The 25,219-nt window shown below is 62.8% G+C and carries 26 protein-coding genes, 1 tRNA gene and 1 pseudogene; 11 read left to right on the top strand and 17 right to left on the bottom strand.

Features of this window, described 5'->3' with window-relative positions; all coding sequences use genetic code 11:
* The coding region (locus EOC93_RS17420; RefSeq protein WP_127205219.1) for a nicotinate-nucleotide--dimethylbenzimidazole phosphoribosyltransferase at positions 1-667 on the top strand (667 nt) is incomplete at its 5' end.
* A gap of 122 nt (positions 668-789) precedes the next feature.
* Here EOC93_RS17420 and EOC93_RS17415 read toward each other — a convergent pair.
* Positions 790-865: transfer RNA gene (locus EOC93_RS17415), tRNA-Lys, on the bottom strand.
* A 104-nt stretch (positions 866-969) separates the two neighbouring features.
* Positions 970-1,881, bottom strand: coding sequence for a PhzF family phenazine biosynthesis protein (locus EOC93_RS17410; protein ID WP_126105964.1), 912 nt, complete (start codon positions 1,879-1,881; stop codon positions 970-972).
* 114 nt (positions 1,882-1,995) lie between these two features.
* Between EOC93_RS17410 and EOC93_RS17405 the strand changes: the two genes are divergently transcribed.
* From EOC93_RS17405 to EOC93_RS17390, 4 genes are all read left to right on the top strand, one after another.
* On the top strand, positions 1,996-3,288 hold the full coding sequence (locus tag EOC93_RS17405; protein WP_127205218.1) for an efflux RND transporter periplasmic adaptor subunit: 1,293 nt from the start codon (positions 1,996-1,998) through the stop codon (positions 3,286-3,288).
* 4 nt (positions 3,289-3,292) lie between these two features.
* Complete coding sequence (locus EOC93_RS17400) at positions 3,293-4,006, top strand: ABC transporter ATP-binding protein (protein ID WP_127205217.1); 714 nt, start codon at positions 3,293-3,295, stop codon at positions 4,004-4,006.
* Positions 4,003-5,220, top strand: coding sequence for an ABC transporter permease (locus EOC93_RS17395; protein ID WP_126105961.1), 1,218 nt, complete (start codon positions 4,003-4,005; stop codon positions 5,218-5,220). Before EOC93_RS17400 ends, EOC93_RS17395 begins: the two co-directional genes overlap by 4 nt.
* 125 nt (positions 5,221-5,345) lie before the next feature.
* Entirely contained in the window at positions 5,346-5,588 is a 243-nt protein-coding gene (locus EOC93_RS17390) for a hypothetical protein (protein WP_095483416.1), read from the top strand.
* A 99-nt stretch (positions 5,589-5,687) separates the two neighbouring features.
* Here EOC93_RS17390 and EOC93_RS17385 read toward each other — a convergent pair whose 3' ends face one another.
* The gene (locus tag EOC93_RS17385) at positions 5,688-6,404 is read right to left on the bottom strand and encodes a hypothetical protein (protein WP_127205216.1); all 717 of its coding nucleotides are present in this window, start codon (positions 6,402-6,404) and stop codon (positions 5,688-5,690) included.
* A gap of 151 nt (positions 6,405-6,555) precedes the next feature.
* Positions 6,556-7,668: an endonuclease/exonuclease/phosphatase family protein gene (locus EOC93_RS17380; RefSeq protein ID WP_127205215.1), complete on the bottom strand. Its 1,113-nt coding sequence runs from the start codon at positions 7,666-7,668 to the stop codon at positions 6,556-6,558.
* 165 nt (positions 7,669-7,833) lie between these two features.
* Between EOC93_RS17380 and EOC93_RS17375 the strand changes: the two genes are divergently transcribed.
* Both EOC93_RS17375 and EOC93_RS17370 read left to right on the top strand, forming a co-directional pair.
* The gene (locus tag EOC93_RS17375; protein WP_127205214.1) at positions 7,834-8,391 is read left to right on the top strand and encodes a BA14K family protein; all 558 of its coding nucleotides are present in this window, start codon (positions 7,834-7,836) and stop codon (positions 8,389-8,391) included.
* Positions 8,392-8,594: 203 nt separating this feature from the next.
* The gene (locus tag EOC93_RS17370; protein ID WP_095483412.1) at positions 8,595-8,879 is read left to right on the top strand and encodes a PilZ domain-containing protein; all 285 of its coding nucleotides are present in this window, start codon (positions 8,595-8,597) and stop codon (positions 8,877-8,879) included.
* Positions 8,880-9,072: 193 nt separating this feature from the next.
* Here EOC93_RS17370 and ilvC read toward each other — a convergent pair whose 3' ends face one another.
* Positions 9,073-10,092 carry a ketol-acid reductoisomerase gene (gene ilvC, locus EOC93_RS17365; RefSeq protein WP_127205213.1) on the bottom strand — a complete coding sequence of 340 codons (1,020 nt, stop codon included), beginning with the start codon at positions 10,090-10,092 and terminating at the stop codon, positions 9,073-9,075.
* Between the two features lie 138 nt (positions 10,093-10,230).
* Positions 10,231-10,884: a TetR/AcrR family transcriptional regulator gene (locus EOC93_RS17360; RefSeq protein ID WP_127292335.1), complete on the bottom strand. Its 654-nt coding sequence runs from the start codon at positions 10,882-10,884 to the stop codon at positions 10,231-10,233.
* 168 nt (positions 10,885-11,052) lie between these two features.
* Between EOC93_RS17360 and EOC93_RS17355 the strand changes: the two genes are divergently transcribed.
* The gene (locus tag EOC93_RS17355) at positions 11,053-11,481 is read left to right on the top strand and encodes a DUF1772 domain-containing protein (RefSeq protein ID WP_095483410.1); all 429 of its coding nucleotides are present in this window, start codon (positions 11,053-11,055) and stop codon (positions 11,479-11,481) included.
* A 19-nt stretch (positions 11,482-11,500) separates the two neighbouring features.
* On the opposite strand, the gene EOC93_RS17350 is transcribed toward EOC93_RS17355, so the two are convergent.
* On the bottom strand, positions 11,501-11,959 hold the full coding sequence (locus EOC93_RS17350; RefSeq protein ID WP_095483409.1) for a MarR family winged helix-turn-helix transcriptional regulator: 459 nt from the start codon (positions 11,957-11,959) through the stop codon (positions 11,501-11,503).
* Positions 11,960-12,057: 98 nt separating this feature from the next.
* Here EOC93_RS17350 and EOC93_RS17345 point away from each other — a divergent pair, with 98 nt between their 5' ends.
* Positions 12,058-12,819 carry a glutathione S-transferase family protein gene (locus tag EOC93_RS17345; protein WP_127205212.1) on the top strand — a complete coding sequence of 254 codons (762 nt, stop codon included), beginning with the start codon at positions 12,058-12,060 and terminating at the stop codon, positions 12,817-12,819.
* Here EOC93_RS17345 and EOC93_RS17340 read toward each other — a convergent pair.
* Positions 12,782-13,015, bottom strand: a pseudogene (locus tag EOC93_RS17340) (FAD-dependent monooxygenase); the annotation flags it as partial. The gene EOC93_RS17345 and the pseudogene EOC93_RS17340 overlap by 38 nt on opposite strands.
* 2 nt (positions 13,016-13,017) lie before the next feature.
* Positions 13,018-13,428: a helix-turn-helix domain-containing protein gene (locus tag EOC93_RS17335; protein WP_095483407.1), complete on the bottom strand. Its 411-nt coding sequence runs from the start codon at positions 13,426-13,428 to the stop codon at positions 13,018-13,020.
* A 136-nt stretch (positions 13,429-13,564) separates the two neighbouring features.
* On the opposite strand from EOC93_RS17335, the gene EOC93_RS17330 reads away from it, so the two are divergent.
* Positions 13,565-14,458: an SDR family oxidoreductase gene (locus EOC93_RS17330; protein WP_127205211.1), complete on the top strand. Its 894-nt coding sequence runs from the start codon at positions 13,565-13,567 to the stop codon at positions 14,456-14,458.
* A 52-nt stretch (positions 14,459-14,510) separates the two neighbouring features.
* Here EOC93_RS17330 and EOC93_RS17325 read toward each other — a convergent pair whose 3' ends face one another.
* Positions 14,511-16,424: a potassium transporter Kup gene (locus EOC93_RS17325; RefSeq protein WP_095483405.1), complete on the bottom strand. Its 1,914-nt coding sequence runs from the start codon at positions 16,422-16,424 to the stop codon at positions 14,511-14,513.
* A 103-nt stretch (positions 16,425-16,527) separates the two neighbouring features.
* Positions 16,528-17,268 carry a pyridoxine 5'-phosphate synthase gene (locus tag EOC93_RS17320; RefSeq protein WP_095483404.1) on the bottom strand — a complete coding sequence of 247 codons (741 nt, stop codon included), beginning with the start codon at positions 17,266-17,268 and terminating at the stop codon, positions 16,528-16,530.
* A 111-nt stretch (positions 17,269-17,379) separates the two neighbouring features.
* Between EOC93_RS17320 and EOC93_RS17315 the strand changes: the two genes are divergently transcribed.
* Positions 17,380-17,784, top strand: a complete 405-nt coding sequence (locus EOC93_RS17315; RefSeq protein ID WP_095483403.1) for an STAS/SEC14 domain-containing protein — start codon at positions 17,380-17,382, stop codon at positions 17,782-17,784.
* 36 nt (positions 17,785-17,820) lie between these two features.
* Here the strand turns inward: EOC93_RS17315 and EOC93_RS17310 are convergent, their stop codons facing one another.
* The 6 genes from EOC93_RS17310 to EOC93_RS17285 form a co-directional block, all read right to left on the bottom strand.
* Positions 17,821-18,948, bottom strand: a complete 1,128-nt coding sequence (locus tag EOC93_RS17310) for an ATP-dependent RecD-like DNA helicase (protein ID WP_126105951.1) — start codon at positions 18,946-18,948, stop codon at positions 17,821-17,823.
* Positions 18,949-19,093: 145 nt separating this feature from the next.
* Positions 19,094-19,480: a nitrile hydratase accessory protein gene (locus EOC93_RS17305; protein ID WP_126105950.1), complete on the bottom strand. Its 387-nt coding sequence runs from the start codon at positions 19,478-19,480 to the stop codon at positions 19,094-19,096.
* Positions 19,467-20,126 (bottom strand): nitrile hydratase subunit beta, encoded by a 660-nt coding sequence (gene nthB / locus EOC93_RS17300; protein ID WP_095483400.1) that lies wholly within the window; start codon positions 20,124-20,126, stop codon positions 19,467-19,469. Before nthB ends, EOC93_RS17305 begins: the two co-directional genes overlap by 14 nt.
* Complete coding sequence (nthA, locus tag EOC93_RS17295; RefSeq protein WP_127205210.1) at positions 20,123-20,734, bottom strand: nitrile hydratase subunit alpha; 612 nt, start codon at positions 20,732-20,734, stop codon at positions 20,123-20,125. Before nthA ends, nthB begins: the two co-directional genes overlap by 4 nt.
* A 66-nt stretch (positions 20,735-20,800) precedes the next feature.
* Positions 20,801-23,965, bottom strand: coding sequence for an efflux RND transporter permease subunit (locus EOC93_RS17290; RefSeq protein WP_127205209.1), 3,165 nt, complete (start codon positions 23,963-23,965; stop codon positions 20,801-20,803).
* Entirely contained in the window at positions 23,962-25,197 is a 1,236-nt protein-coding gene (locus tag EOC93_RS17285; RefSeq protein WP_127205208.1) for an efflux RND transporter periplasmic adaptor subunit, read from the bottom strand. The genes EOC93_RS17290 and EOC93_RS17285 overlap by 4 nt, the downstream gene beginning before the upstream one ends.
* Positions 25,198-25,219: the final 22 nt, after the last annotated feature.

Raw genomic sequence — 25,219 nt, 5'->3', positions numbered from 1 at the left:
CGTCATTCCGCTCGACCTCGATCACCCGACCGGCGATTTCACGCAAGTGCCGGCGATGAACGACGAAGCCTTCCTCGCCGCTGTCTCGGCCGGCTACGGCGCGGTGACGAAAGACCTCGATCTCGTCTGCTTCGGCGAAATGGGCATCGGCAACACCACGCCGGCGGCAGCCATTTCGGCCGCCTTGTTCGGCGGCGGCGCGGAAAAATGGACCGGGCGCGGCACCGGCGTCGACGATGCCGGCCTGATACGCAAGATCACCGCCATAGAGGCCGGCCTCAAGCGCCACGCCGAGGCGCTTGCCGACCCGCTGAAGATCGCAGCCGCCCTTGGCGGGCGCGAACTCGCCGCCATCTTTGGCGCGACGCTGGCCGCGCGCCATTTAGGCGTGCCGGTGCTGCTCGATGGCTTCGTCTGCACCGCCGCCGCCGCACCGCTGGCGAAATTGCACCCTGCCGGCCTCGCCCACGCGCTCGCCGCGCATGTCTCTGCCGAATCCGGCCACCGCCGCTTGCTCGAGGCGCTCGGCCTGCCGCCGCTGCTCGACCTCGGCATGCGGCTCGGCGAAGGCTCAGGCGCCTGCCTCGCCGTCAACATCGTCCGCTCGGCATTCGAATGCCACGCCCGCATGGCAAGTTTTGCGGAGGCTGGTGTTTCGGAGAAGTAAATGTTCGCAAACTCGGGAGAGGCGACACACGCATCGGCTCGACACGGGGCGTGAGACGGCATTTTACCGCCTCACGTTCTCACCCTGTTTCAGGGTCTTTCCACCTAAGTCTTTGAAATCTTTGGTGGGTGCGACAGGGATCGAACCTGTGACCCGCTGATTAAGAGTCAGCTGCTCTACCAACTGAGCTACGCACCCACTCGCCGGTAAAACCAGCGTCGGCGGGCATATAGCCGCCGCCATCGGCCATGTCCAGCCCTGCCGGATTCATTTCCCGACAAATCGCCTCGAGCCTATCGCGATCAGACAAACAACCGGCCTTCCGCCACCTTGACGGCATGGCCGCCGATACGGGCGGCGGCGAGTTTGCCGCCTTCGACAGTCAGTTCGAGGCGGATGCGCGAAGGCCGCCCCATCTCCAGGCCTTGCTCGATCCAACGCTGGGAAACACCCTCCCTCGGGCCGTCGAAATGCATGATCGCGCCGGCAAAGGCCGCCGCCGCTGAACCGGTCGCCGGATCTTCATAGGAAGGATTGCCCGGCACAATCATACGGACATGGAAGGCGCTGTCGTGGTTCACCGTCTCGCGACAGTAGACATACGGACTGGCGAAGGCCCAATCGCTCTTGCGTGGTGCCAGTTCCGACCACGCCTGGTTGTCCAGCCTTATCCGGGCCGCTGCCTCGAGGTCGGCGACCGGAATGGTCACATAGGGCACGCCGGCCGACCAGAACGAGACGCGATGATTCTCGAAGCCGATTTCGTGCGGCCCCAGGCCAAGCGCCGCCCCGATCGCCTCCGGGTCGGCGGACAATTCCAGCTGCTCCGGCAGTTTGGCCAGGTCGAACTCGGCAAAGGTGGCGCCGCCGTGCTTGCTGACGGCGCAGCGCACCGGGCCGATGTTTTCTTCCAGGACAAAGATGCCGGCGGTGTCGCCATCGCCAGCCATTTCGGCAAGCGCGATCGCGGAGCCGACGGTCGGATGGCCGGCGAACGGCATTTCGTAATCGGGCGTGAAGATGCGGATGCGGGCGCGGTGCTTGGGATTATCGGGCGGCAGCACGAAGACCGTTTCCGACAGGTTGAACTCACGTGCGATGGCCTGCATCGCGGTCATGTCCAGCCCCTTGCTGTCAAGCACGACGGCCAGCGGATTGCCGGCCAGCCGCTCGGTCGTGAACACGTCGTAAAGTAAGTAATTCCGGGTCAGCATTGTAGAAAGCCTTCTGCCTCAATCCCAACATGGGCGAAATTTAATTTGATATTTGAACCATTAGGCCTGATCTGTGCACTGATTGGGACATCACTGATATTATAGGGGTCCGGCGTGGACCAGATTGTCAATCTGCCAAAAGTGGAATCCGCTTCCACCATCGAGACGGCGCTCGGGCTTGACCACCAGGGTCTGAAGAAGAAACGCCGCCGCTTCTGGCTCTATGGCCTGCTTGCGCTGATCGTCATCGCGGCTGGCATCGCCGGCTACCAATGGTATGCCGGGTCTCCCGCCAAGATCGACTATACCACGGTGCCGGCCGCTGTCGCCGACCTCACGGTCGAGGTATCGGCGACCGGCACGCTGCAGCCGCTCACCCAGGTCGACATTTCGAGCGAGCTGTCTGGCGTCGTCCGCTCGGTCGCTGTCAACGAGAACCAGCAGGTGAAGAGGGGAGATGTGCTGGCGGCGCTCGACACGGCCAAGCTGGAGGTGCAGATCGAGCGCGCCGAGGCTTCCGCCAAGGCGGCGGCCGCCAATGTCGAGGACGCCACGGTAACCCTCACCGAAAACGAACGGGCGCTTGTGCGCGCGGCGGCACTCACCAAGCGCGGCATGGCGACGGACCAGTCGCTTGAAGCGGCGACCGCGACGCGCGACCGTTCCAAGGCAGCGCTCGACAGCGCCAAAGCCAATCTTGCCATCGCCAATGCCGATCTCAAGGCGCAGCAGACGGACTTCGCCAAGAGCACCATCTATGCGCCTATCGACGGCATTGTTCTGACGCGCTCGGTCGATCCCGGCCAGACGGTTGCCTCCTCGCTGCAGGCGCCGGTGCTGTTCGTCATCGCCGCCGACCTCAGGAACATGGAATTGAAGGCAGCGGTCGACGAGGCCGACATCGGCGCGGTCAAGCCCGGCCAGCATGCCCGCTTCACCGTCGATGCCTTTCCGGAACGGCCGTTCGATGCCGAGATCCGCGACATCTCCTATGCTTCGGTCACCACCGACGGCGTCGTGACCTATGACGCGCGGTTCGAGGTCGACAACAACGAGCTTCTGTTGCGGCCCGGCATGACTGCCACCGTTTCGGTCGTCACGAAGCAGGCAAAAGGCGTGCTCACCGTGCCGTCGACGGCTTTCCGTTACCGGCCGGCGCAAACAGCCGCCCGTGCGTGGAGCCTGAGCGACCTGTTCACGGGCCGCATGGGCCGTCCAGGCGGCAACCGCCAGCGCCAGGCGACGGCGCAGCCTACCGATGGCTCGCGCACGCTCTACGTGCTCGAGAATGGCCGGCCTCAGCCGGTCAACGTCAAGGTCGGCTCCACCGATGGCGAACTGACCGAGATCACCTCCGGCCTCGAAGAAGGAGCGCAAGTCATCACCGCCGCTCAGCAGCGGAGCTGAGACCGTGGCGGCGGGCGCGACCCTCATCACCTTCGACAAGGTCTGGAAAAGCTATGGCCAGGGCGAGGCCAAGATCCATGCGCTGGCTGGCGTCGATCTTGCCATCCGCAGCGGCGAATTCGTCGCCATCATGGGTCCGTCCGGCTCGGGCAAGTCGACGGCGATGAACATCATCGGCTGCCTCGACACGCCGACCGCCGGAACCTACAGCTTCATGGGCATCGACGCCGGCCGTCTCGACCGCAACCGTCGCGCCATGCTGCGCAATCTCTATGTCGGCTTCGTCTTCCAGGGCTACAATCTGCTGCCGCGCACCACGGCGGTGGAAAATGTCGAACTACCGCTGATCTATCGCGGCGTCGCCGCCCGCGAACGCCACGACCTGGCCATGAAAGCGCTGGCCGAAGTCGGCCTTGTCGGCCGCGAGCATCACACACCGGCCGAGCTCTCCGGTGGCCAGCAGCAGCGCGTGGCGATCGCACGCGCGATCGTCACCAGGCCGACCCTGCTCGTCGCCGACGAGCCGACCGGCAATCTCGATACCGCCCGCACCCACGAGATCATGGAACTCTTGACCAGGCTGAACACTGAGCTTGGCCTCACCATCGCCATGGTCACGCATGAGGCCGATGTCGCTGCCTATGCCGAGCGCACGATTCGCTTCCTCGACGGCCACGTCGCCTCCGACACCGTGAATCTCGAGATGGTGTCACCATGATCTGGGAAACCGTCCGCCTCTCGCTGCTTTCGGTCCGCCGCAACGTGCTGCGCTCGTTCCTGACGCTGCTCGGCATCGTGATCGGCGTTGCCGCCGTCATCGCCATGCTCACCATCGGCTCGGGCACCACCGAAAAGGTAAAAGCCGATATCTCCAAGCTCGGCAGCAATCTGCTCGTTGTCCGTTCCGGCCGCCCGGCCGGGCCCGGCGGACCGGGAGGGCTCGACCAGGTGGTCCGTCCGCTTGCCCAAAAGGACCTTGCCGCGCTCGTCACCCATCTGAGCGGCGCCCGCGCCATCTCGCCGGCCTCGCAGAAGCAGGTCCGCGTCATCTTCGGCACCGAAAGCCTGACATCGGGTGTCACCGGCACCGATAGCGCCTATCTCGATGCGCGCGACTGGAAGCTGGTTTCGGGCCGCCCGTTCAGCGATTCGGAGACCCGCTCGGGCACCGGCGTCTGCCTGATCGGCGAAACGGTGCGCCAGCAGTTCTTTGGCGCAGGCGACCCCGAAGGCGAGATCATCCGCGTCAATCGCACATCCTGCAAGATCATCGGCCTGCTCGAGCCGAAGGGCTATACCGGCTTCGGCCAGGACCAGGACAACGTCGTGCTGATGCCGCTCGCCGCCTATCAACGCCGCATTGCCGGCAATCGCGACATCGAGTCGATCTACGTCGCCGCCGATGACAGGACGCCGACCACCGAGCTGCTGCCCCGCGTCGAGGACATCTTGCGCGACACGCGCCGCATCACGCCCGACCGCGAAGACGATTTCTCGATCCGCGACATGACCCAGATCGCCGACGCCATGGCGAGCGCCACCACCACGATGACCGGCATGCTGGGCGCGGTCGCCGGCGTCAGCCTGCTCGTCGGCGGCATCGGCATCATGAACATCATGCTGGTGTCGGTCACCGAACGGACCCGCGAGATCGGCATAAGGCTCGCCATCGGCGCGCATGAAAAGCACATTCTCATCCAGTTCCTGGTCGAGGCGACCGTGCTGTCGCTGCTCGGCGGCATCATCGGCATCCTGATCGGCCTGGCGCTGGCCGGTCTTGCCTCGCTGACGCTGGCCATCCCATTCGCGCCAAGCCCGGCGGTCATCCTGCTCGCTGTCGGCTTCTCGGCGCTGATCGGCATGGTGTTCGGCTTCTTCCCGGCGCTGCGTGGCGCACGGCTCGATCCGATCGACGCGCTGAGGCATGAATAGCGCGGCGCAGCGTGCGCCGCCTTCAGACGTTCCCCGAAATTTTTATCCTGCCCCCACCTTGCCCTCTGTCGCCGCACGGTTTGCGGTGATAGCAATCGCCTTGGGGACATGGGGGGAATAGTGGGATGAGCAAGAAAGAGCGAGTAATTTTGATAACGGTGATCGTCGAGGCCGCATTGGCGGGGCTCTGGTGGTACTTGGCCAGCTATGGCATGGCCAACCCCGATCATGTCACCGCCGATTTCCAGCAGGTTGTCGGTCAGACGATGGGAACGGCGATGGGGGCGCTGCTCGGTGTCGGCGTCATGCTGTTTTTTGTCGCCGCCCGCAACGATCGCAAAACCATCGAAAACAAAATGCGCCGTTAGAGCGACGTGCATCCACTTGGACGCACAAAGTACGCTCTAACACTTTGAACCTGTGCATCGTGCTTTCCGAAAATCGATTCCGATTTTCGGGCCGATGCATTAGTCCTTGTCGGCAAAATGCCACTCGATCAGTGGCTTCATATGCGGCATCAGCCCGTCCGGCAGGTCATCGGCGTTGCGGATGATGACAGGCCCTTCGATTTCCGGCTCGGCCTCGGCAGCGACAAAGGCGCTGATGCGCTGCGCGATCTCGTCGGCGGATGCCGTCTCGCGATAGCGGCGAAAGATCACTGTGCCGCTTGCTGTCGACAGGGCGTAATAACGCTTGCCGCGTGTTACGCCGGCAAGGTCGAGGCCGGTTTCTTCCCGCACCTCGCGGATCATGTTGAAGTCGACATCGACAAGGCCGCCGCGGAAATCGATTGGCTCGAACGAGCCGGCGGCGAAGTAGACGCGGCCAGCATTGACCGTGTGCGACGCCATGCGGATCGCCACCAGCGCATTGTCGCCGGCGACCAGCATGGCATGGGCATAGGCGTGCTCTGCCCCAGCCACCTGCCGATCGCCGCGCCAAAGCATGAAGGTCGAGTAGCGCACCGCATGGCAGCGGCCGACAAGGCTGTTGTCGCGATAGCTGAGCGCCGAAAGCAGCACCACGGTGCCGTCGAACAACGCCGGATTGGCCGCGATTTCACGGCCCCAGTTCTCGGCGATCGCTTGCGCATTGTCGCGTTCGAACGGATGCGGGCCGGGGTCGAGCCTGACATTGACGGCGTCGACCGGCAGGATGACGTTGCGCGGCAGGTCAAAGGTCATCTTACTCTGAGGTGTGTTGAGATTCAGGTCAGGCCGAGCCGAAAATGGTGATTTCCGAGAACCGGAGCGGAGCGTACTTTTGGGTACGTGAGCACCGGAAGCGCAGGAAGCCGCCGTTTGCAGGCCGGCCTGACCTGAATATCAACACACCTCAGGCCATGTCCAGGGTGATCGCCACCGGACAATGGTCGGACGCCTTCGGCCGGTCCCAGCCGGCACGCGGAAAGCGGTCCACCTCCTGGCCCGCCGGAAAAATCGTGCGCCAAGGCTGGCCGTTGCGGATGATGTCGGGAACGGCTGTCGCATTCTTGGCGGCCAGGGCCTTCGATAACAGAATGTAGTCGAGCTGGCACAGATGCCGCTCTTCCGGCCCGCGCGTGTGATAGAAGGTCCAGCGATCCATCTCCGGCCGCCGCTCGACCGCATTCTCGCAAAAGCCGCCGGCGGTGAGCACGTTGAGGCAGGACTGGCTCTCGTTGACCACCTCGAAGCGGTAGCCGTCAAAGGCGTCGCCGGAGACCTTTACGCGTTGCCGGTAATCGTTCATGTCGCCGCAGATCGCCCAGCGCTTGTCGGCAGCGTGATCCCCACCGAAACGCTCCTCGATGATCCGCCGCACGGCTTGCGCCTCGGCGATGCGCAGCGGCATCGTCGCCTCGCGCCCGTCAAGACCGTTGCGGGGCGAACCCATCGACTTGAAGTGCACGAGATAAAGCGTCAGCGGCACGCCGCCTACCTTCAGGTCGATTTCCAGGCAGTCGCGCCGGAAGATGCGCTGATTGGCCTGATGCCCAAGCGCCGCCAGTTCAGGCGTGTGCAAGCCGAACTGCTCGAACGTGACATAGGCGTGGCTTGTCATGCGCACGAATTCGATCGGCTGGCCTTGCGCGGTCTCGTTGCGCATCATCACGGCGACGTCGATGCCGCGCGAATCGTTGCCGGCGGTGGTGTATTTCTGCCGGTAGCCGTGCCCGACCATCTTGAACAGATAGCCGTATTCGAATGCCTTCAGTGCCTCGATGTTATCGACTTCCTGCATGCAGATGATGTCGGCGCGGGTGGCCGCGATGGCCAGCGCCGTCAACTGGCGCGTATCGTCGGATTGCGCGATCGCCCGCGCCTGCTCCAGCATCTTGTATTCGGCCTCGCTCTGAATGTCGAAGAGCGCCAGCGTGCGATCTTCGTTGAGCTGGTTGCGGTATCCGGAAAAATCAAACCTGTTCATCAGGTTTTCGACATTGAAGGTGGCAAGGCGCAGCGACATGGCGGTGACCTTTGCCCGCAAGCGCGCCCGAAAACAAGGGCCTGCCCTGCCCGCTATGGTTGACGGAACCTTCCGTTCATCCTCCGTTCAGGCGCGAAGTTCCATGAATGATGTTCTTCCCCGGGGTATTCTGGGCGTGGGGCCTGAAATCTCTTGGAGAGTGCAATGAACTCGCTCTTTTCTTCGACGGTCAAATCAGGGCTGATAGCCCTCGGTCTCATCTCCGGCATCACCGCGCCGTCCGCCGCCGGCCCGATCATGCAACCCGAAATTTCGGTGCCCGCCAGCACCGTTGCACCGACAATCACTCCTGTCCGCGATAGCTGGGCTGGCGGCAACGACCGACGCTTCAACAACTGGCAATGGCGTCGCCATGACGGCCGCCGATTCTCAAGGTCGGGCAATTGGGACCGCGGTAACTGGCACCGTAGGCACTGGAATCGCGGAGACGACTGGCGTTGGCGTCATCATCGCCGCCATTACCGCGGCCGCTACTACGATGATGGCGCGGGCGCCGCGATTCTCGGCCTCGGCCTCGGCCTTGGCAGCATGTACAGCAACTACAACTATTACGATGCGCCGCCACCGCGCCGCTATTATCGTGCAGGGTCGAGCGCTCACGTCCGGTGGTGCTATAATCGGTACCGCTCGTATCGCGCCTGGGACAACACATTCCAGCCCTATGGCGGTCCACGCCAGCAGTGCTGGTCGCCCTACAGCTGATCGACTGATGCATTCCGGACGGCGCCGTCCCATCGCGGCGCCGTTTCATCTGCCCCATCTTCTCCTGAACTATTCTCTGTCTGGCCGGGACACCGCGAAATCGTTTTCGCCGCCGACGATAACGCTATGTTTATCAGGCAGGCCTAATTATCTTGCCGATCGCACCACATGAAATGCGACGATCGCCGGGGATTGGGCGCGCGATGGCTGAAGACGAACACAGGGATCAACGCAGGCAGCGCGTCTTCAAGGGCGCGACGATCCTGACCGGCGTGACCAATTCCGAGGTCACATGCACGGTGCGCAACATGCATGCCGGCGGCGCCGAACTGAAGGTCTCGATCGACGCTCGCGTGCCCGACGAGTTCCTGCTCTATGTGCCGACCGACGGCATCGCCTACAAGGCAGCGGTCCGCTGGCGTCGCGAGGACCGCATCGGCGTCATGTTCACCGGCACCGCGCCAAAGCCTCACTGGCACTACGGCTGAACACAGTGTTGGCGCCAGCGGGTCGCCCCACGGCTTGATGCTTCGACGCGGGAAGTCCGATGCCAATTCGCCCTGCCGAGTCAGGTGGCGCAGGTTTCGAGAACCGGAGCGGAGCGAACATTAAGTTCGTGAGCACCGGGAGCGCAGAAACCTGCGTCAGATGACCGGCAGGGTAGAATTGGCGCGGGCTTCCTTAATTCTTGGCCCTGTCGACCAGCTTGTTCTTCGAAATCCACGGCATCATGGCGCGCAGCTTGGCGCCGACTTCCTCGATCTGGTGGCTGTCATTGTTGCGGCGGATGCCCTTGAAGCGCGACATGCCGGCGCGGTATTCCTGCATCCATTCCGAGGTGAACTTGCCGGTCTGGATATCCTTCAGCACGCGCTTCATCTCGGCCTTGGTGTCGGCGGTGATGATGCGCGGACCCGATACATATTCGCCCCATTCGGCGGTGTTCGAGATCGAGTAGTTCATGTTGGCGATGCCGCCTTCATAGATCAAATCGACGATCAGCTTGACCTCGTGCAGGCATTCGAAATACGCCATCTCAGGCGCGTAGCCGGCTTCCACCAGCGTCTCGAAACCGGCACGGATCAGTTCGACCAGACCGCCGCACAGCACAACCTGCTCGCCGAACAGGTCGGTCTCGCATTCCTCGCGGAAATTGGTCTCGATGATGCCCGAACGGCCGCCACCGACGCCGCAGGCATAGGACAAAGCCAGATCGAGCGCGTTGCCCGAAGCGTCCTGGTTGACGGCGACCAGGCACGGCACGCCGCCGCCCTTCTGGTATTCGCCGCGCACGGTGTGGCCGGGTCCCTTCGGCGCGATCATGACGACGTCGACCGAGGCCTTCGGCTCGATCAGGCCGAAGTGCACGTTGAGGCCGTGGGCGAAGGCGATCGCCGCGCCGTCGCGGATGTTCGGCGCGATCTCGTTTTTGTAGATGTCGGCCTGCAATTCGTCCGGCGTCGCCATCATCATCAGGTCGGCCCACTTGGCGGCGTCCGCCACGCTCATCACCTTGAGCCCGTCGGCCTCGACCTTCTTGGCGGTCGCCGAGCCGGCCTTGAGGCCGATGGCGATGTCCTTGGCGCCGGAATCCTTGAGATTGAGCGCATGCGCCCTGCCCTGGCTGCCATACCCGATGATGGCGACCTTTTTGCCCTTGATCAGGTTGAGATCGGCGTCGCGATCGTAATAGACACGCATTTTTCTTCCTTCCCGTTTTTGAATTCAGAGCATGATGCCGAAAAGTGTGAAGCGGTTTTCGGACGACATCATGCTCTATCTCTTTGATTTAGAGCCGGATTCCGATTTCAGGTCGACTTGACCTGAAATCATCCGGCTCTAGAGGCCTTGCGGCCCGGTTTTTGCTCCGTAGAGAGCGAGAAACTGCTGCGTCGCCCGGACGGCATCGCCGCCGATCGCCGCATCAGTCATTTCCAGCCGGTCGCCGAGCAGAAGGCGAATCTGCACGTCACGGGCGACCAGCCCGAAAAAGGTGCGGAATGCCGCTTCGGCATCCGAGAACTCGAGAAGCCCGGCCTGCTGGCCTGCTTCCAGCACCGGCTTCAGGCGCCTGGCCAGCGCGAAGCGGCCGTTCTCCAGCACGATGGCGCCGAGATCGTCCTTGCCGGATCCGGCGTGACTGACCGCGACGCGGTTAAGCGCGATCGAAGTGTCGCTCGAAATCACCTTGAGCCAGTCCGAAGCGAAGCGCTCGAGGCTCGCCGTCAGCGAGGCAAGATCGAGCCCCTTGCGGTCGACCAGCACCACACGCACCTTGGACGCCTGCCATTGCACCGTTGCCGTCAAAAGCCCGTCGCGATCGCCGAACCATTTGTAGAGCGTTTCCTTGGAACAGCTCGCCCGCCGCGCCACGGCGGTCATGGTCAACTGATCGCCCTCCTCGACCAGCAGGCGAAGGGCAGCGTCGAGCACAGCTTTCTGCCGCTCCGTCAGCGCTTCGCTGGTGTCGATGTCGGCGCTTGCCTGCAACAAACTCTTTTCCTGCTCGAAGACGGCGGCATTCACTCAGAAGCCAGTACCGTACGTTACGGTTCGGCACTTCTATGGCGTATTGTCCGAGCCGGTGCAAGCCCCTATCTCCATTTTGACGCCTTCCAAAAAGGACAGCCCTTACGGAGAACGGCGTATCACGGAGGGAAGATGCTCATCGGCCTGCTCGCCTTGACCGTTACCGCCGCTTTCGCCGGCGCCGCCATCTATGTCAGCGTCGCCGAGCAGCCGGCGCGGCTTCGCCTCGATGACCGGGCGTTGCTGCAGGAATGGCAGCCTTCCTACAAGCGCGGCGCCGCAATGCAGGCGTCGATCGCCGTGGTCGCCTGTGTTCTTGGTGTCGTTGCTTGGTGGCAGACCGGCAGTCTCGCCTATCTGGTCGGGGCGGTGCTGATCATCCTACCCTGGCCATGGACGCTGATCGCAATGATGCCGACAAACCGATTGCTGGAGGCGATGGACGCGGCTGCCGCCGATCCGCGGGCCAGGGAATTGATCATCAAATGGGGCAATCTGCATCTGGTTCGCGTCATGCTTGGCGTGCTGGCGGCACTGGCATTCCTCTGGGGCAGTATCTGAGGTCGCGCCAACGGCCACATCACTCCAGGGCGGCTGGATAGCGCAGCCGCCCAAGCAGAGCCGACAAGGTTTCCAGGTCATCGTTGGAAAGCCTGGCACCGACCAGCTCCACGATCGATCGTCCGTAGACGGCCCACATGCGGCGGCGCGTCTCGCGCCCCTTGCCCGTAATGCGGATAGTCTGTCCTCGCCCGTCATCGGCAACCCTGAGCTTCTCGACCAGCCCGTCCGCTTCGAGCCGCGCCAGCAGCCGGGAGATGTTGTATTGCGCAAACAGTGTGCGCTCGATCAGCTGGAATGGCCGCAACCCGCCCTCACCTGCTTCGGCAAGCTCATGCAGCACGTCGTACCAGGCAAGCGGCGGTAAGCTGCTGTCCTTCAGCGCGTCTTCGGCTCTTTCCACCAGCTGGCGCGAAACGCGCATCAGGCGCGCCCAGGCCTTGATGACCGCGGGCGAAGGATTGGTTTTCTCCGTCATGATTGCAGCATAGGCGATAGATGCAACTGCATCAAGCTTGCCAGTAGATGCAAATGCATCTATATAGATGCAACTGCATTGATAACGGAGGTGCTACCATGAAACATGAAATCTGCAAGATCGCCGACATCCCGGAGACGGGCAGCCTGGTGACCGACAAGCTCGTTCTCGTCAGCCACCACCTTTGTCCCTATGTGCAGCGCGCGGCGATCTCGCTCGCCGAAAAGGGCGTGCCGTTCGAACGCCTCACCATCGATCTTGCCAACAAGCCGGCCTGGTTCAAGGCGATATCGCCGCTCGGCAAGGTGCCGCTGCTGCGCGTGCAGCGGAATGGCGAGGAAACGGTGATTTTCGAATCGGCGGTCATCCTCGAATTCCTTGAAGAAACGCAGGGCAACCCACTCCACCCTGCCGACCCGCTGGCCCGCGCCCGGCATCGCGCCTGGATCGAGTTCGGCTCGGCCATCCTCAACGCAATTGGTCGTTTCTATTCCGCACCGAGCGAGGCCGCCTTCCTTGCCGAAAGCGAAGGTCTGTCGGCAATGTTTGGTCGTCTCGAAGCGGAACTGGCGACTGGCCGAGCTGGACCATGGTTCGCCGGCGAGCGCTTTTCATTGGTCGATACCGTCTATGGACCAATCTTCCGCTATTTCGACGCCTTCGATCGGATCGGCGATTTCGGCATCCTGAGCGGAAAGCCGCTTGTCGAGGCCTGGCGGAAGGGATTGCACGAACGCAAAGCGGTGAAGAACGCTGTCACCCCGGATTATCCACAGCGCCTTCATGCATTCCTGCAAGCGAGGGGTTCACATCTTTCGACCATCATCCGCCGCACCGAAGCGGCCACTGCGCTTTTTTGATCCCGATCCGCCTGAACGGATCGACCACGGTTCCAGCCACCATCGAGGCAAGGATGTTTGGCGCCGGCGGGATTTTTGCCACTGACGCCACCAGCCTGTCGCGGACGAACGGCATCACGGTCGAATCCGACTGGTAGAACGGCGTCAGCATCAGCGACAGCGCCTGAAATACCCGCGCGTGCCACCGCCGCGCCTGGGTTAGGCCTCGGTAGCGTCGAAGGCGTTCCGCGCGGCGCGCACAGCGCCATGATTGAGCTCGGCCCACTGGAGCAGCTGGTGCAGCGGCCCGAACATCGAGCGTCCGAGATCGGTCAGACTGTATTCGACGCTCGGCGGCTTGGTCGGGAATACCTCGCGATGGACGTAGCCGTCGCGCTGCAAATCGTGCAGCGTCTGGGTGAGCATGCGCTGTGAAATGTCAGGCACCAGCCGCCGCAATTCGCCGAACCGGTACGGCTTCTCCGCCAGCGCCATCATCAGCAGCGAACTCCATTTGTTGCTGATGCCCTGGATCACATCGCGAACGGGACAGTCCGCAATGTTGCCCCCGCCGCTGCCCGCTTTATAGATCTCGAGTTTCGATCTCAGACTGACGATCTTGCTGTCCATCGCTGGTTCCCTGCGCCTGCCTACCTCCCGCAAAACTGCCTTCTTTACGAGGGTCGGTCAATTCCTATTTTAGTGCTGGTCTCTTTTTGAGACTTATACAAGCACCCGCCGCTCCGGCGCAACGACAGGACTTCCCATGACCGAAACCCTTCTCGTCACCGGCGCCTCCGGCCAGCTCGGCCGCGGCGTCATCCGTCATCTGCTGGATACGCTCAAGGTCCCGCCCGCACGCATCATCGCCACCACACGCAACCCGGAAAATCTCGCCGAGCTGGCGGCGCGTGGCGTCGCCATCAGAGCCGCCAACTTCGACGACACGGCGTCGCTGGCCAGCGCATTCAAGGGCGCCGACAGGGTTCTGATCATCTCGACCGGCGAAATCGACCTGCTTCACGGCAAGCGGCTGAAGCAGCATCAGAACGCAGTCACCGCAGCCAAGCAGGCCGGCGTTTCGCATCTGCTCTACACCTCGATGCCCAACCCGGAGCCGGGATCGCCGGTGCTGTTTGCCGGCGATCACTACGGCACCGAGCAGGCTATCAAGGCGAGTGGCATCCCCTTCACGATTTTCCGCAATGGCTGGTACCAGGAGAACCTGTTCATGTCGCTGCCACACGCCATTGCCTCCGGGCAGTGGCACACATCGGCGGCCGACGGCCGCATCGCCCATGGCGCTCGCGACGACATGGCCGCGGCGATCGCTGCCGGCCTCGCTTCCAGGGCGACCGAAAGCACGACATACACGCTGACGGGTCCGCAGGCCTATACAGTCGCCGAGATCGCAGCCCTGGTGACCGACGTCACCGGCAAGCCCATCGAGGTCGTCCAGCTTTCGGATGAAGCGCTCACCGAGGGGCTGAAGGCCGCCGGCGTCCCCGAAGGTTTCGCCCCCGTCATCACTTCCTTCGACACCAACACGCGCTCCGGTCGGATCGCCATGGTGACCGACGCGGTCGAGACGCTTTCAGGCAAAAAGCCGCAATCGCTGAAAAATTTCATCGAGGCGAACAAGGCAGCTTTGGCTGGCTGACCGCGGAGGTTGCGACAAAGGCCGTGCCCTTCGACAGGGCACGGCCTTTCGACTAGATAGCCACCTGCGTTCCGATCTCAACCACACGTCCGGTCGGGATCTGGAAGTACTCGGTCGCATCCGCTGCCGTGCGCGCCAACCCGATGAACAGCTTGTCCTGCCACACCGGCATGCCGGAATTGGGTGATGCCTTGAGCGAGCGCCGCGACAGGAAGAAGGAGGTCGTCATGATGTCGAACTTCCAGCCCTGCTTGCGGCAGATCGCCAACGCACGCGGAATGTTGGGCTGTTCCATGTAGCCGAAGGTCAGCGTCACCCGCATGAACAGCTCGTTGATCGTTTCCATCTTGACCCGATCGCTATCGGGCACGAGAGGCTGCTGCGCAGTGACCACCGACAGGATGACGTTCTGTTCGTGCAGCACCTTGTAGTGCTTCAGGCTGTGCATCAGTGCGGTCGGCGCGCTGACTGGATCGCTGGTGAGGAACACGGCCGTACCGGACACCAGCTGCGGTTTCTTCTTCAACAAATTGCCGGCAAGGAAATCGAGCGGAATCTCGTTCCTGCGCGTCTTGTCGAAGAGATAGTGACTCCCGCGTATCCAGGTCCCCATGATCAGCCCCATGAGGCAGGCAACAGCGATTGAAACCCATCCGCCTTCCACGAATTTCACAATATTTGCCAGGAAGAAGCCGGTATCTATCGTGCCAAAGAGCAGCGCGAGCGCCGCAGCGAGCGCGATCTGCCATTTCCATTGCCACCGCATCACCACAAATAGCAAAATAGTCGTCATCAGCATTTCGCCTGTCACCGAAATTCCATAAGCGGAAGCCAGGGAACTCGAACTGCCAAAGCCGACGACCAGCAGCATTACGCCGAGCGCGAGAATGAGATTCACGCGCGGCATGTAAATCTGGCCGAGTTGCATCTCGGAAGTATGCTGAACTTCGATTCTGGGCAGAAGATTGAGCTGCACCGCCTGCCGGGTCAGCGAAAACGCCCCGGAGATGACGGCTTGACTGGCGATGACAGTCGCCGCTGTTGCGAGCCCGACCATCGGTATCAGTGCCCAATCTGGCAGCATCTGGAAAAACGGATTGTCGGGCACCCCCCCGTGAGCAAGAACGAATGCGCCTTGCCCAAAATAGCTGAGTAGCAGGCATGGGAAGACGATCCAGAACCAGGCTAGCACGATTGGACGGCGACCGAAGTGCCCAAGATCGACGTAAAGGGCTTCAGCACCGGTAACCGCCAGAAAAACCGCGCCGACGGTGAGAAATGCGCCCGTTTTGGCTTCGGCAAGATAGACGACTGCATAGTAGGGGTTGATTGCCAAAAGCACCGACGGATCGTCGTGAATGTGCACCAATCCGGCAATGCCGATCGCCAGAAACCAGAGCGCCGTCACCGGCCCGAAAACGGAGGCCACTCTACCGGTCCCGAAGCGCTGCACGGCAAACAAGACGGCAAGAATCACCAGTGTAATGGGAACCACGTATGGATCGAACGCCGGGGTCACGACGCTCAGCCCTTCCACTGCTGAAAGCACCGAGATGGCCGGCGTTATGATCGCGTCGCCGAAAAACAGTGCGGCTCCGCAGAGACCAATGGCAAGAATGATGCCAGAACCGGCCGGATAAGCTTTCCGGGCCAGCGCCATAAGCGACAGGGTACCGCCTTCACCCTTGTTGTCCGCCCGAAGCACGAAAGCGACATACTTTATTGTCACGATAATCGTCAGTGCCCAGACGATCAGCGATAGAATGCCCAGAACGGCACTGCGCGGATCGGTGCCGGACGAAGCATGCAGTGCTTCGCGAAGCGCATAGATCGGGCTGGTGCCGATATCGCCGTAGACCACGCCGAGCGCGCCAAGCATCAGGACCTTGGTGCTGTGCTGTTCGACCTTAGAATGGCTTGATTGTTCGACGGGTTCTGCCTCACTACCACTGTTGGTAAGGGCCATGGACAACACTCCGATAAGCGCGCGGTGCTCTACGCTTGCTGCGATGCAATATCAAGTGCCCCAACGTGATGGCTGCCATGTAAGCAATGCGAGGCTTCCATCTCTACCACCCACAGGCCTTCAGAAATCTCTTGACCGTGCCGGCCATGCCATACTCCAACGCATCGGCTGTCAACCCATGTCCGATAGACACTTCGGCCAACGCCGGGATGCGCTTTGCCAACGCCGGCAGGTTGTTCACCACCAGATCATGCCCGGCATTGACCTGAAGCCCGGCGGCAAGTGCGGCATCGGCGGTTTTTCCCAATCTTTCCAGCTCTTTCGCGGCCTTTTCCGAATCGGAATGATAGCTGCCATACGGACCCGTATAGAGCTCGATCCGGTCCGCGCCGGTGTCGCGCGCAGCCTTCACGCCTGCTGGATCCGAATCAGAAAACAACGACACGCGAATGCCGGTTTTCTTCAGGCGTTTGACGATCGGTGTCAGGAACGCCGCGTCGGCAACGAAGTTCCAGCCATGGTCGGAGGTGGCCTGCGCCGGGTCATCCGGCACCAGCGTCACCTGCTCAGGCTGGTGCTTTTCCACAAGCGCCAGGAAATCTTCGCTCGGATAGCCCTCGATGTTGAACTCTGCCCTGGGGAATTCGTCGTCGATCAGCGCCCGGATCTCCGGCAGGTCGGAATGCCTGGTATGCCGTTCGTCGGGCCGCGGATGAACAGTCAGCCCATGGGCGCCCGCGGCAAGCGCGATGCGTCCGAGCCCGGTCACGCTTGGCCACGGCAGATCGCGCCGGTTGCGCAGCATGGCAATGGCATTGAGATTGACGGAAAGTTTTGCGGGCATTTTGCGGGTCCGGGCTGATCTTGTCGCGCATCTATACCGCCTTTGACGGGAACAGACAGGGGGTTTCCGGTGTTCCAGACGGATGGATAATGGCCAGCAAGAGGAAGAGCCGTGAACTATCTTGAAGCCGTGCCGGCGGTTCGCCGCATCGACACCGACCGCGACGACCTGTTCGCCATCGACGTCGTCGGCCATGTGGCGGCGGCCGACGCCGAAAATCTGTTCGGTTTGCTGGAGGCGGCTTACGCGCTGCACCCGAAAATCGACGTGCTGGTGCGCTTGATCGACCATGATGGCGTCGACTGGGTCGATGTGTCGGACGAAACGCTTGAACAGGGCACGGCCCGTGCCGTGGAGCATGTCGGCCGCTGCGCGGCGGTCGGCGAGCCGAACTGGGTACCCGACGCGCAGAGCTTGCTGCCTGCTTCCTTGCCCGTCGACCTCAGGCATTTCGAGGCCAAGGACGAAGCTTCCGCCTGGGAATGGCTCGGCGCCAGACCGATTGCCCCGCGCTGACGCAATCCCAGTCCACGGGGCTGCGGCTCGATCGGCCTATCTGACGATCGTCAGCCGTTCGGCCGCTCGCGTGATCGCGGTATAGAGCCAGCGCTGGCGGGTTTCCTTGAACGCCCAGCTTTCGTCGAAAAGCACGATCTCGTTCCACTGCGAGCCTTGCGCCTTGTGCACGGTCAGCGCGTAGCCGTAGTCGAAATCATCAAAGCGCTTCTTCTGCTGCCAGGGAATATCGGCGTCCGGCTCCTCGAACGCCGCTTTGAGCAGCTTGATCTTGGCGACGCCGCGGTCCGGATCGTCCTCCTCCGGTGAAACCAGCAAATTGATGCCGGGTTTCACCGTCTCGCGCGACGAGGTCATCACCTTCCACAGCGAACCGTTGAGCAACCCCTTGGCAGGGTCGTTGCGCAGGCAGACGAGCTTGTCGCCGGCCTGCGGATAGTCGGCATTGAACCCCTTCAGCTCGCGCAGCCGCTTATTATAGCGACGTCGCGTCCTGTTGGTGCCGACCAGCACCTGGTCCGCCTTCAGCACCAGCTCCTGGGTGACGTCTTCCTTGCCGATCACCTGCGCTGTGCCATAGTCGCCGCGCATGAATTCGCGGCCCTCGCGCACGTCGAGCGCCAGCCGGAGGATCGGGTTGTCGCGCGCCTGCCGGTGGATTTCGGTGAGCAGAATATCCGGCTCATGGTCGGTGAAGAAGCCGCCGCCCGAGATCGGCGGCAACTGGCCGGGGTCGCCGAGAACAAGGATCGGCGTGCCGAAACTCAAGAGGTCACGGCCAAGCTGTTCGTCGACCATCGAGCATTCGTCGATGACGACCAGTTTCGCACGCGATATCGGGCTCTGCCGGTTGAGCGAAAAGGTCGGCGACATCGAGGTCTTGCCGGTCACCTCGTCCGCTACCGATTCTTCGCCCTTCGGCCGGTAGATCAGCGAGTGAATGGTGCGGGCATTGAGCGCGCCCTTGGAACGCAGCACCTGCGCCGCCTTGCCGGTGAAGGCGGCGAACTGCACCTGGCCGTCGACATGCTCGGCGAAATAGCGCGCCAGCGTCGTCTTGCCGGTGCCGGCATAGCCGAACAGCCGGAAGAGCTGCGGCTTTCCGGTCTTGAGCCAGTTGGCGACCGCTTTCAGCGCATCGTCCTGTTGAGGGGAGAATTCCATCAGCGGGAGAGACCGGATTCGCGAGGGAAAGACAAGGCCGACAGCCACCGCCACCGATCATCGGCGGCAGGCCGCACCGCTCCAATGACGCAAGTTATCAGGCGGGAGGCGGAACGTAAAGAGAACGAAGTCGGGCCGCCACGACCTAGCCGGTCGGGTCGCCACGACCTTCGGTCGGCCTGGGATCGTTCTCGAGCAGGATCGGCTTGCCATGCGGCGTCGCATGCGCGGCGCGTTCCCAGGCGGCGGCGAGCGCATCGACGTCGCCCTTTCCGGCAACCCTTTTGGCCGACAGCAAATTTTCCAGCGCCGCCAGCCAGTGCTCGTAATAGTCATGGCCATCGCTTGCGGCACCCGGCTTCTTGACCTCGGCGGACAAGGCGTCCGCCCATTCGCTCCAGGAAAACAAGCCCTTGTCGTGCAGCGCAACCGTCATGGCGAAGGCTTCCGCTTGCCATGGCTCGGCGAATACCGGCGCATCGAGGCCCGCGGGCAGCTTGGCAGCGTGTGACTTCGCCTCACGCTGGCTCAAGGTAGCTCTCCCAGGCGTCAATCGACACGGTCAACGTCGGATCGGCGCCATCGCCCCAAATCTCCGCGCCGTCGAAAGCCACCGTATAGACCCATTGCGGGTTTTCGCCCTGGCCGTGCGCATTTGTATCAGGGAAGACAAAACCATCGCGCACAGCCTCGACGACGCCCTGCTTGCCGCGTGCGTAGCGCGGCAGCCTTGTATGGCCGGTAGGATGAAAATTCTTCGTGCGCACGAGGTCGCCCAGTTTGAACCGCGCCGATGTGGCAATCGGCCGGTCGCAGGGGCCACCCTTGGCCAGCACCGCCGGCACGTTTTCGGCCTTCAGCACTCGCTTTGGCGTCGCCGCAGGGTCGACCGCCTTGCCCGTGGCCAGATCGCTATCGCTGACGAAGCCGTGTCGCTTCAGCAAGGTTTCGAGCGCCTTGATCCAGATCTCATAATAGCTGGAGGCATAATAGTCGGCGGGATGCAGCGATTCCCGCGCATGCCGGCTCTCGTCGATATTCCAGGCGCCCATGGCGCCGGCGCACAGCGTCACGCCCAGCGCCCGCCTTTCCCAGTCGGCATGGAAATAAGGTTCGTCCTTTTCGGGCGCGACCGGCCCGAACCCCATCTGTCCGCCGAGATCCTGCGGCCCGTTCATGCCGGCTCCCGCGCCAGTCCGGTGCCGATCATGGAGTCGCGCGTCACCAGATCCGCCAGCCGCTCCTCGCTCCAGCCCTCGGTGCCATCAGGCCGCATCGGCACGACGAGGTAACGCAACTCGGCGGTGGAATCCCATACCCGGATTTTTGTCGTCCTCGGCAGTGTCAGTCCGAATTCCTCGAGCACGCCGCGCGGATCGATGACCGCGCGCGAACGATAGGGCGGCGCCTTGTACCAGACCGGCGGCAGGCCGAGCACCGACCACGGGTAGCAGGAGCACAGCGTGCAGACGACGAGGTTGTGCGTGCCTGCCGTGTTGAAGACGGCCTGCATGTGCTCACCCTGCCGGCCGGTGTAGCCGAGCGAGCCGATCGCCGCCGTCGCATCGCGCTTCAGCCACTCGGCATAGTCGGCATCGACCCACGCCTTCGCCACCACCTTGGCGCCGTTGCGCGGACCGATTTTTGTCTCGTAGGTGTCGACGATCACGTCGATCGCGGTCGGATCGATCAGCCCTTTCTGGGTGAGGATCGTCTCCAGCGCGCGCACCCGGGCGGCAAAAGGATCAAGCTCGTTATCGTGGTGGTGATCATGGTTGTGGGACATGGCCATAAAACTACGACTGCAAGCATCTCATCGCAAGCGCCGCGGCTTGGGCCAGCCCATTGGCCTCTATTCCGCTGCCGCCTTCTGCGGCTCGCCCTGCAACTCTTCGTCGCCCTCGAACAGCGAAGGCTGGTCGACGGCTTCGACGGGTGGCTGCTCGTCCCGACGCCTCGGCCACAGCCTGACAAGCCAACCGGAAAGATGCTCCATGTAGACATAGATGACCGGGGTGACGAACAGCGTCAGCGCCTGCGAAGCGACCAGGCCGCCGACCACCGCCACGCCGAGCGGCTGGCGCAGTTCGGCGCTGGCGCCGGTGCCGAGCGCGATCGGGATCGTGCCCATCAGCGCCGCCAATGTCGTCATCATGATCGGACGGAAGCGCATCAGGCAGGCTTTGTGAATGGAATCGAGCGGCGACATCCCGTCGCGCCTGAGCTCGAGCGCGACGTCGATCATCATGATGCCGTTCTTCTTGACGATGCCGATCAGCATCAGGATGCCGATGACCGCAATCACCGACAGGTCCATTCCCGCAAGCCGCAACGCAACAAGCGCGCCGAGCACCGCCGACGGCAGTCCGGTCAGGATGGTCAGCGGATGGATGAAGCTTTCATAAAGGATGCCGAGGACGATGTAGATGGTCAGGATCGCGCCGCCGATCAACAGCCCCTGGTTGGCAAGCGAATCCTGGAACGTTTTCGCCGTGCCCGAAAAAGTAGTCGAGATCGTCGCCGGCATGCCGATCTTTTCTTTCAGCGCATTGATGCGGGTGACGCTGTCGCCGAGCGCGACGCCCTGCGGCAGATTGTAGGAGATGGTCACCGCCGGAAGCTGGCCGAGCTGATTGACGGTCAAGGCACCGGCGGTCCGATCGACACGAGCGAAGGCGCCGAGCGGCACCAGGCTGCCGCTGGCCGTTCTCACCTTGATCGCCAGCATCCTTTCTGGCGACCACTCGATTCTCGGGTCGAGCTCCATGATCACCTCGTAGCTGTCGGCGGAGCCGAAGATGGTCGACACCTGCTCGGTGCCGAAACCGCCATAGAGGCTGGAGCGCAACGTATCGGTGTCGACGCCGAGCGTCGCCGCCTTGTCGCGATCGACCACCAACGACGCCTGCAAGGCGTTGTTCTGCAAATCATTGGTGACGTCGGTGAAGGCTGCGTGATCGGCGGCCATCGCATCGGTGAGCTTCTGCGCCCAAACGTCCGCCGCGCCTATGTCGAGGCCCTGCACAACGAGCTGATAGGCGCTGGCCGAAGCGCGCGCGCCGAGCCGCAGGTTCTGCACCGGCTGCATGAAGGTTTCGATGCCTGGGACATTGGCCAGCTGCCGCCGCAGGTCCGAGAGCACCTTGTCGAGATCGGGGCGCTGGTCCTTGTCCTTCAATTGCACATAGAGCCGGCCCTGGTTGAGCGCATTGTCTCCGCTGCCTACCGACCACCCGACATGCGAGACATAGGGTGAATGGGTGAAGACATCAGCCACCTGCCCCTGCAGCTTCGCCATGGCGTCGAATGAAATGTCCTGGCGCGCGGTGGTCGTCACCGAAATCTGGCCGATATCCTCCTGCGGGAAGAAGCCCTTCGGCGAGGTCTGGATCAGCCAGACCGACATTGCGGCCGTCCCGACGAAGACGAGAAAAACCAGGAAACTGTGCCGCAGGCAAAAGGTCAGCAGCCAATCATAGCCCCGCATGAAGAAACCGTGCCTGCGGCCTTCGCCCTGGGCTGCCTCGCGGTCGGCTTTCGACACCGACAAAAGCCGCGAGCACAGCATCGGCGTCAGCGTCAGCGACACGAACATCGACGCCAGGATGGCGACCGTCACCACCACCGCAAATTCGTTGAAGATGCGCCCGATCACTCCGCCCATCAAAAGCACGGGGATGAACACAGCGACCAGCGAGATCGAAATCGAAATGATGGTGAAGCCGATTTCACGGGCGCCCTTGAGCGCCGCGTCGAGGGCCGAGAGCCCGTCCTCCTCCATGTGGCGAAAAATGTTCTCCAGCATGACGATCGCATCGTCGACGACAAGGCCGACCGCCAGCGTCAGACCCATCAGCGAGATGTTGTCGATGGAAAAGCCGAACAGGAACATGGCGCCGAGCGTGGCGATCAGCGAGATCGGCACCGCCACCGCCGGGATGATCGTCGCCGTTACCCGGCGCAGGAACAGGAAGATTACCATCACCACCAGCGCGATGGTGAGCAGCAGCGTGAACTGCACGTCGTCTACCGCCTCGCGGATCGAAGTCGAGCGGTCGTTGAGCAGCTGGATGCTGGCCGCCGCCGGCATCTGATCCTGGAACGACGGCAGCATCGCCTTGACGCGGTCGACGACGTCGACGGTGTTGGCATCGGGCTGGCGCTGCACGGCCATGATGATCGCGCGAGTGCCGTCGTACCAGCTGGCTGTCGTCGTGGTCTCGACTGAATCGATGACGCGTGTCACCTCGCCGAGCCGCACCGGACGGCCGTTCTTGGTGGCTATGATGATGTTGGAAAATCCCGCCGCGTTGGTCAGCTGCGTATTGGCGGTGATCGTCAGCTGCTGCTTGTCGTTCTGCAGCACGCCGAGCGGCGTGTTGCTGTTGGCCGAGGCGATCGCCGTCTGCAGCTGGTCGATCGAAATGCCACGTGCGGCGAGCGCCGTCGGATCGATCTGGACGCGCACAGCGTATTTCTGCTGCCCGAAGATCGAGACCTGCGCCACGCCGTCGATCGTCGACAGCGACGGCGAGATCACATTCTCGGCAAAGGCATCGAGATCGGTCAGCGGAACCGTGTCGCTGACCAGCGACATCAGCAGGATCGGCGCATCGGCCGGATTGACCTTGCGGTAGCTCGGCGGGCTGGTCATCTCGGGCGGCAATTGCCGCTGCGTTCGCGCGATCGCCGCCTGCACGTCGGCCGCCGCGGCGTCGATATCGCGGTTGAGCACGAACTGAATGGCGATCGAGGTCGAGCCGAGCGAGTTGGTGGTGGAGATCGAATCGATGCCGGCGATGGTGGCGAACTGCTTGATCAATGGCGTTGCCACCGAGGTCGCCATGGTTTCCGGCGAGGCGCCGGGCAGCGAGGCCGAGACGTTGACCACCGGAAACTCGGCGCTCGGCAGAGCGGCCACCGGCAGGAACTTGTAAGCGAACAGCCCGCCCAGCACGAGCGCGAAGGACATGAGTAGGGTGGCGACAGGCCTGCGGATGCAGAATTCGGAGATCATGGACGCGCCTCGCCAGTCTCGGCAACCTTGGGAGACGCTTGATCACTAGGCCTGGTCGAAGCTTCGGCTTCGCGGACCGGCGAGCCGTTCTTCAGCCTTGTCTGGCCCTCGACGACGACACGTTCGCCGCTCTTTAGCCCTTCGCCGATAGCGCTGTTGTCGCCTTCGGTCAGTGCGACCTGCACGGGCCGCATCTCCACCGTGTTGTCAGGCTTGATCACATAGACGAACGGCCCCTTCTGGCTGGGCTGGACCGCAACCGTGGGAACGGAGGTCATTTCCGGCATGATGCCGGCATCAAGCACGACATTCACATATTGGCCCGGCCACAGCGAAAGATCGGCATTGGGCACGCTGGCCCTGGTTGCGATCGTGCCGGAGGCGGTGTCGACGCTGGAATCGACGAAATCGAGGGTTCCCTTGCCGATCGGTGTCGGGTCACCGTCCCTGGTCAGAGTGACTGCGCCTTCCTGCGGCGCCGCCAGCGCCTTGTGCAGCAAGGCAAGATCGCTTTCCGGAAGATTGAAGTTCACCTGCAGCGGGTCCACCTGGGTGATGGTCACCAGCGGGGTCGACGTGCTGTTGCCGTTGCTGGTGGTGACGAGATCGCCAATCGTGACGCTGACCGCGCCCAGCCTGCCGGAAATCGGCGCCGTGATCGTAGCAAAGCCAAGCTGGACCTCGTCCGCATCGATCGTCGCTTTGTCGGCATCGACCGTGGCCGCGGCGGACTTCTGCGCGGCGATCGCCTGATCGTAGGTCTGCTGCGTGCCGGCCTGCCTGGCGACAAGATTCTTGGCGCGCTGAAGATCGGCCGTGGCACTTGCAAGCAACGCCTGGTCCTTGGCGAGTGTCGCCTGGTCACGGGCCAGTTGCGCCTTCAGAGCACGATCGTCCAGCGAGAACAGAAGGTCGCCAGCCCTCACCATTTGCCCGTCCTTGACGGCGATCGATGTGATCTGGCTCGAGATCCGCGCGTTCACGCTGACCACGGCGGGGGAGGATACGAAGCCGATGGCGTAGCGCCGGATCGGGAAGTCGGCCTTCGAAGCGGTGGCGGCAACCACCGAGGTAGAACGTGCGGCATTTGCGGCGGCCGCCGGTTTGACAGGTGCCGCCTGCCCCGCTGACAGCATCTGCCGGACCTTCTCCGTTGCAGCGGGCGAAAGATAGAGCCCAGCCGCGACAAGGCAGGCGATCGCAAGCACCGCAAGCACGATCTTTCCACGCATCGCCAAAAAGCCTTCTATCCGA

It is taken from the genome of Mesorhizobium sp. M6A.T.Ce.TU.002.03.1.1 (genome assembly GCF_003997275.1).
Lineage (GTDB): Bacteria > Pseudomonadota > Alphaproteobacteria > Rhizobiales > Rhizobiaceae > Mesorhizobium > Mesorhizobium mediterraneum.
Note: the sequence above shows the minus strand (reverse complement) of the source record. Positions and strands in the feature narration are given on the sequence as shown.

Bases quoted from the DNA above. Each gene is read 5' to 3' on its own strand.
- EOC93_RS17410 (WP_126105964.1), bottom strand. From the start codon at position 1,881: ATGCTGACCCGGAATTACTTACTTTACGACGTGTTCACGACCGAGCGG.
- EOC93_RS17395 (WP_126105961.1), top strand. From the start codon at position 4,003: ATGATCTGGGAAACCGTCCGCCTCTCGCTGCTTTCGGTCCGCCGCAAC.
- EOC93_RS17390 (WP_095483416.1), top strand. From the start codon at position 5,346: ATGAGCAAGAAAGAGCGAGTAATTTTGATAACGGTGATCGTCGAGGCC.
- EOC93_RS17385 (WP_127205216.1), bottom strand. From the start codon at position 6,404: ATGACCTTTGACCTGCCGCGCAACGTCATCCTGCCGGTCGACGCCGTC.
- EOC93_RS17380 (WP_127205215.1), bottom strand. From the start codon at position 7,668: ATGTCGCTGCGCCTTGCCACCTTCAATGTCGAAAACCTGATGAACAGG.
- EOC93_RS17375 (WP_127205214.1), top strand. From the start codon at position 7,834: ATGAACTCGCTCTTTTCTTCGACGGTCAAATCAGGGCTGATAGCCCTC.
- EOC93_RS17370 (WP_095483412.1), top strand. From the start codon at position 8,595: ATGGCTGAAGACGAACACAGGGATCAACGCAGGCAGCGCGTCTTCAAG.
- ilvC (WP_127205213.1), bottom strand. From the start codon at position 10,092: ATGCGTGTCTATTACGATCGCGACGCCGATCTCAACCTGATCAAGGGC.
- EOC93_RS17355 (WP_095483410.1), top strand. From the start codon at position 11,053: ATGCTCATCGGCCTGCTCGCCTTGACCGTTACCGCCGCTTTCGCCGGC.
- EOC93_RS17350 (WP_095483409.1), bottom strand. From the start codon at position 11,959: ATGACGGAGAAAACCAATCCTTCGCCCGCGGTCATCAAGGCCTGGGCG.
- EOC93_RS17345 (WP_127205212.1), top strand. From the start codon at position 12,058: ATGAAACATGAAATCTGCAAGATCGCCGACATCCCGGAGACGGGCAGC.
- EOC93_RS17335 (WP_095483407.1), bottom strand. From the start codon at position 13,428: ATGGACAGCAAGATCGTCAGTCTGAGATCGAAACTCGAGATCTATAAA.
- EOC93_RS17330 (WP_127205211.1), top strand. From the start codon at position 13,565: ATGACCGAAACCCTTCTCGTCACCGGCGCCTCCGGCCAGCTCGGCCGC.
- EOC93_RS17325 (WP_095483405.1), bottom strand. From the start codon at position 16,424: ATGGCCCTTACCAACAGTGGTAGTGAGGCAGAACCCGTCGAACAATCA.
- EOC93_RS17320 (WP_095483404.1), bottom strand. From the start codon at position 17,268: ATGCCCGCAAAACTTTCCGTCAATCTCAATGCCATTGCCATGCTGCGC.
- EOC93_RS17310 (WP_126105951.1), bottom strand. From the start codon at position 18,948: ATGGAATTCTCCCCTCAACAGGACGATGCGCTGAAAGCGGTCGCCAAC.
- nthB (WP_095483400.1), bottom strand. From the start codon at position 20,126: ATGAACGGGCCGCAGGATCTCGGCGGACAGATGGGGTTCGGGCCGGTC.
- nthA (WP_127205210.1), bottom strand. From the start codon at position 20,734: ATGTCCCACAACCATGATCACCACCACGATAACGAGCTTGATCCTTTT.
- EOC93_RS17290 (WP_127205209.1), bottom strand. From the start codon at position 23,965: ATGATCTCCGAATTCTGCATCCGCAGGCCTGTCGCCACCCTACTCATG.
- EOC93_RS17285 (WP_127205208.1), bottom strand. From the start codon at position 25,197: ATGCGTGGAAAGATCGTGCTTGCGGTGCTTGCGATCGCCTGCCTTGTC.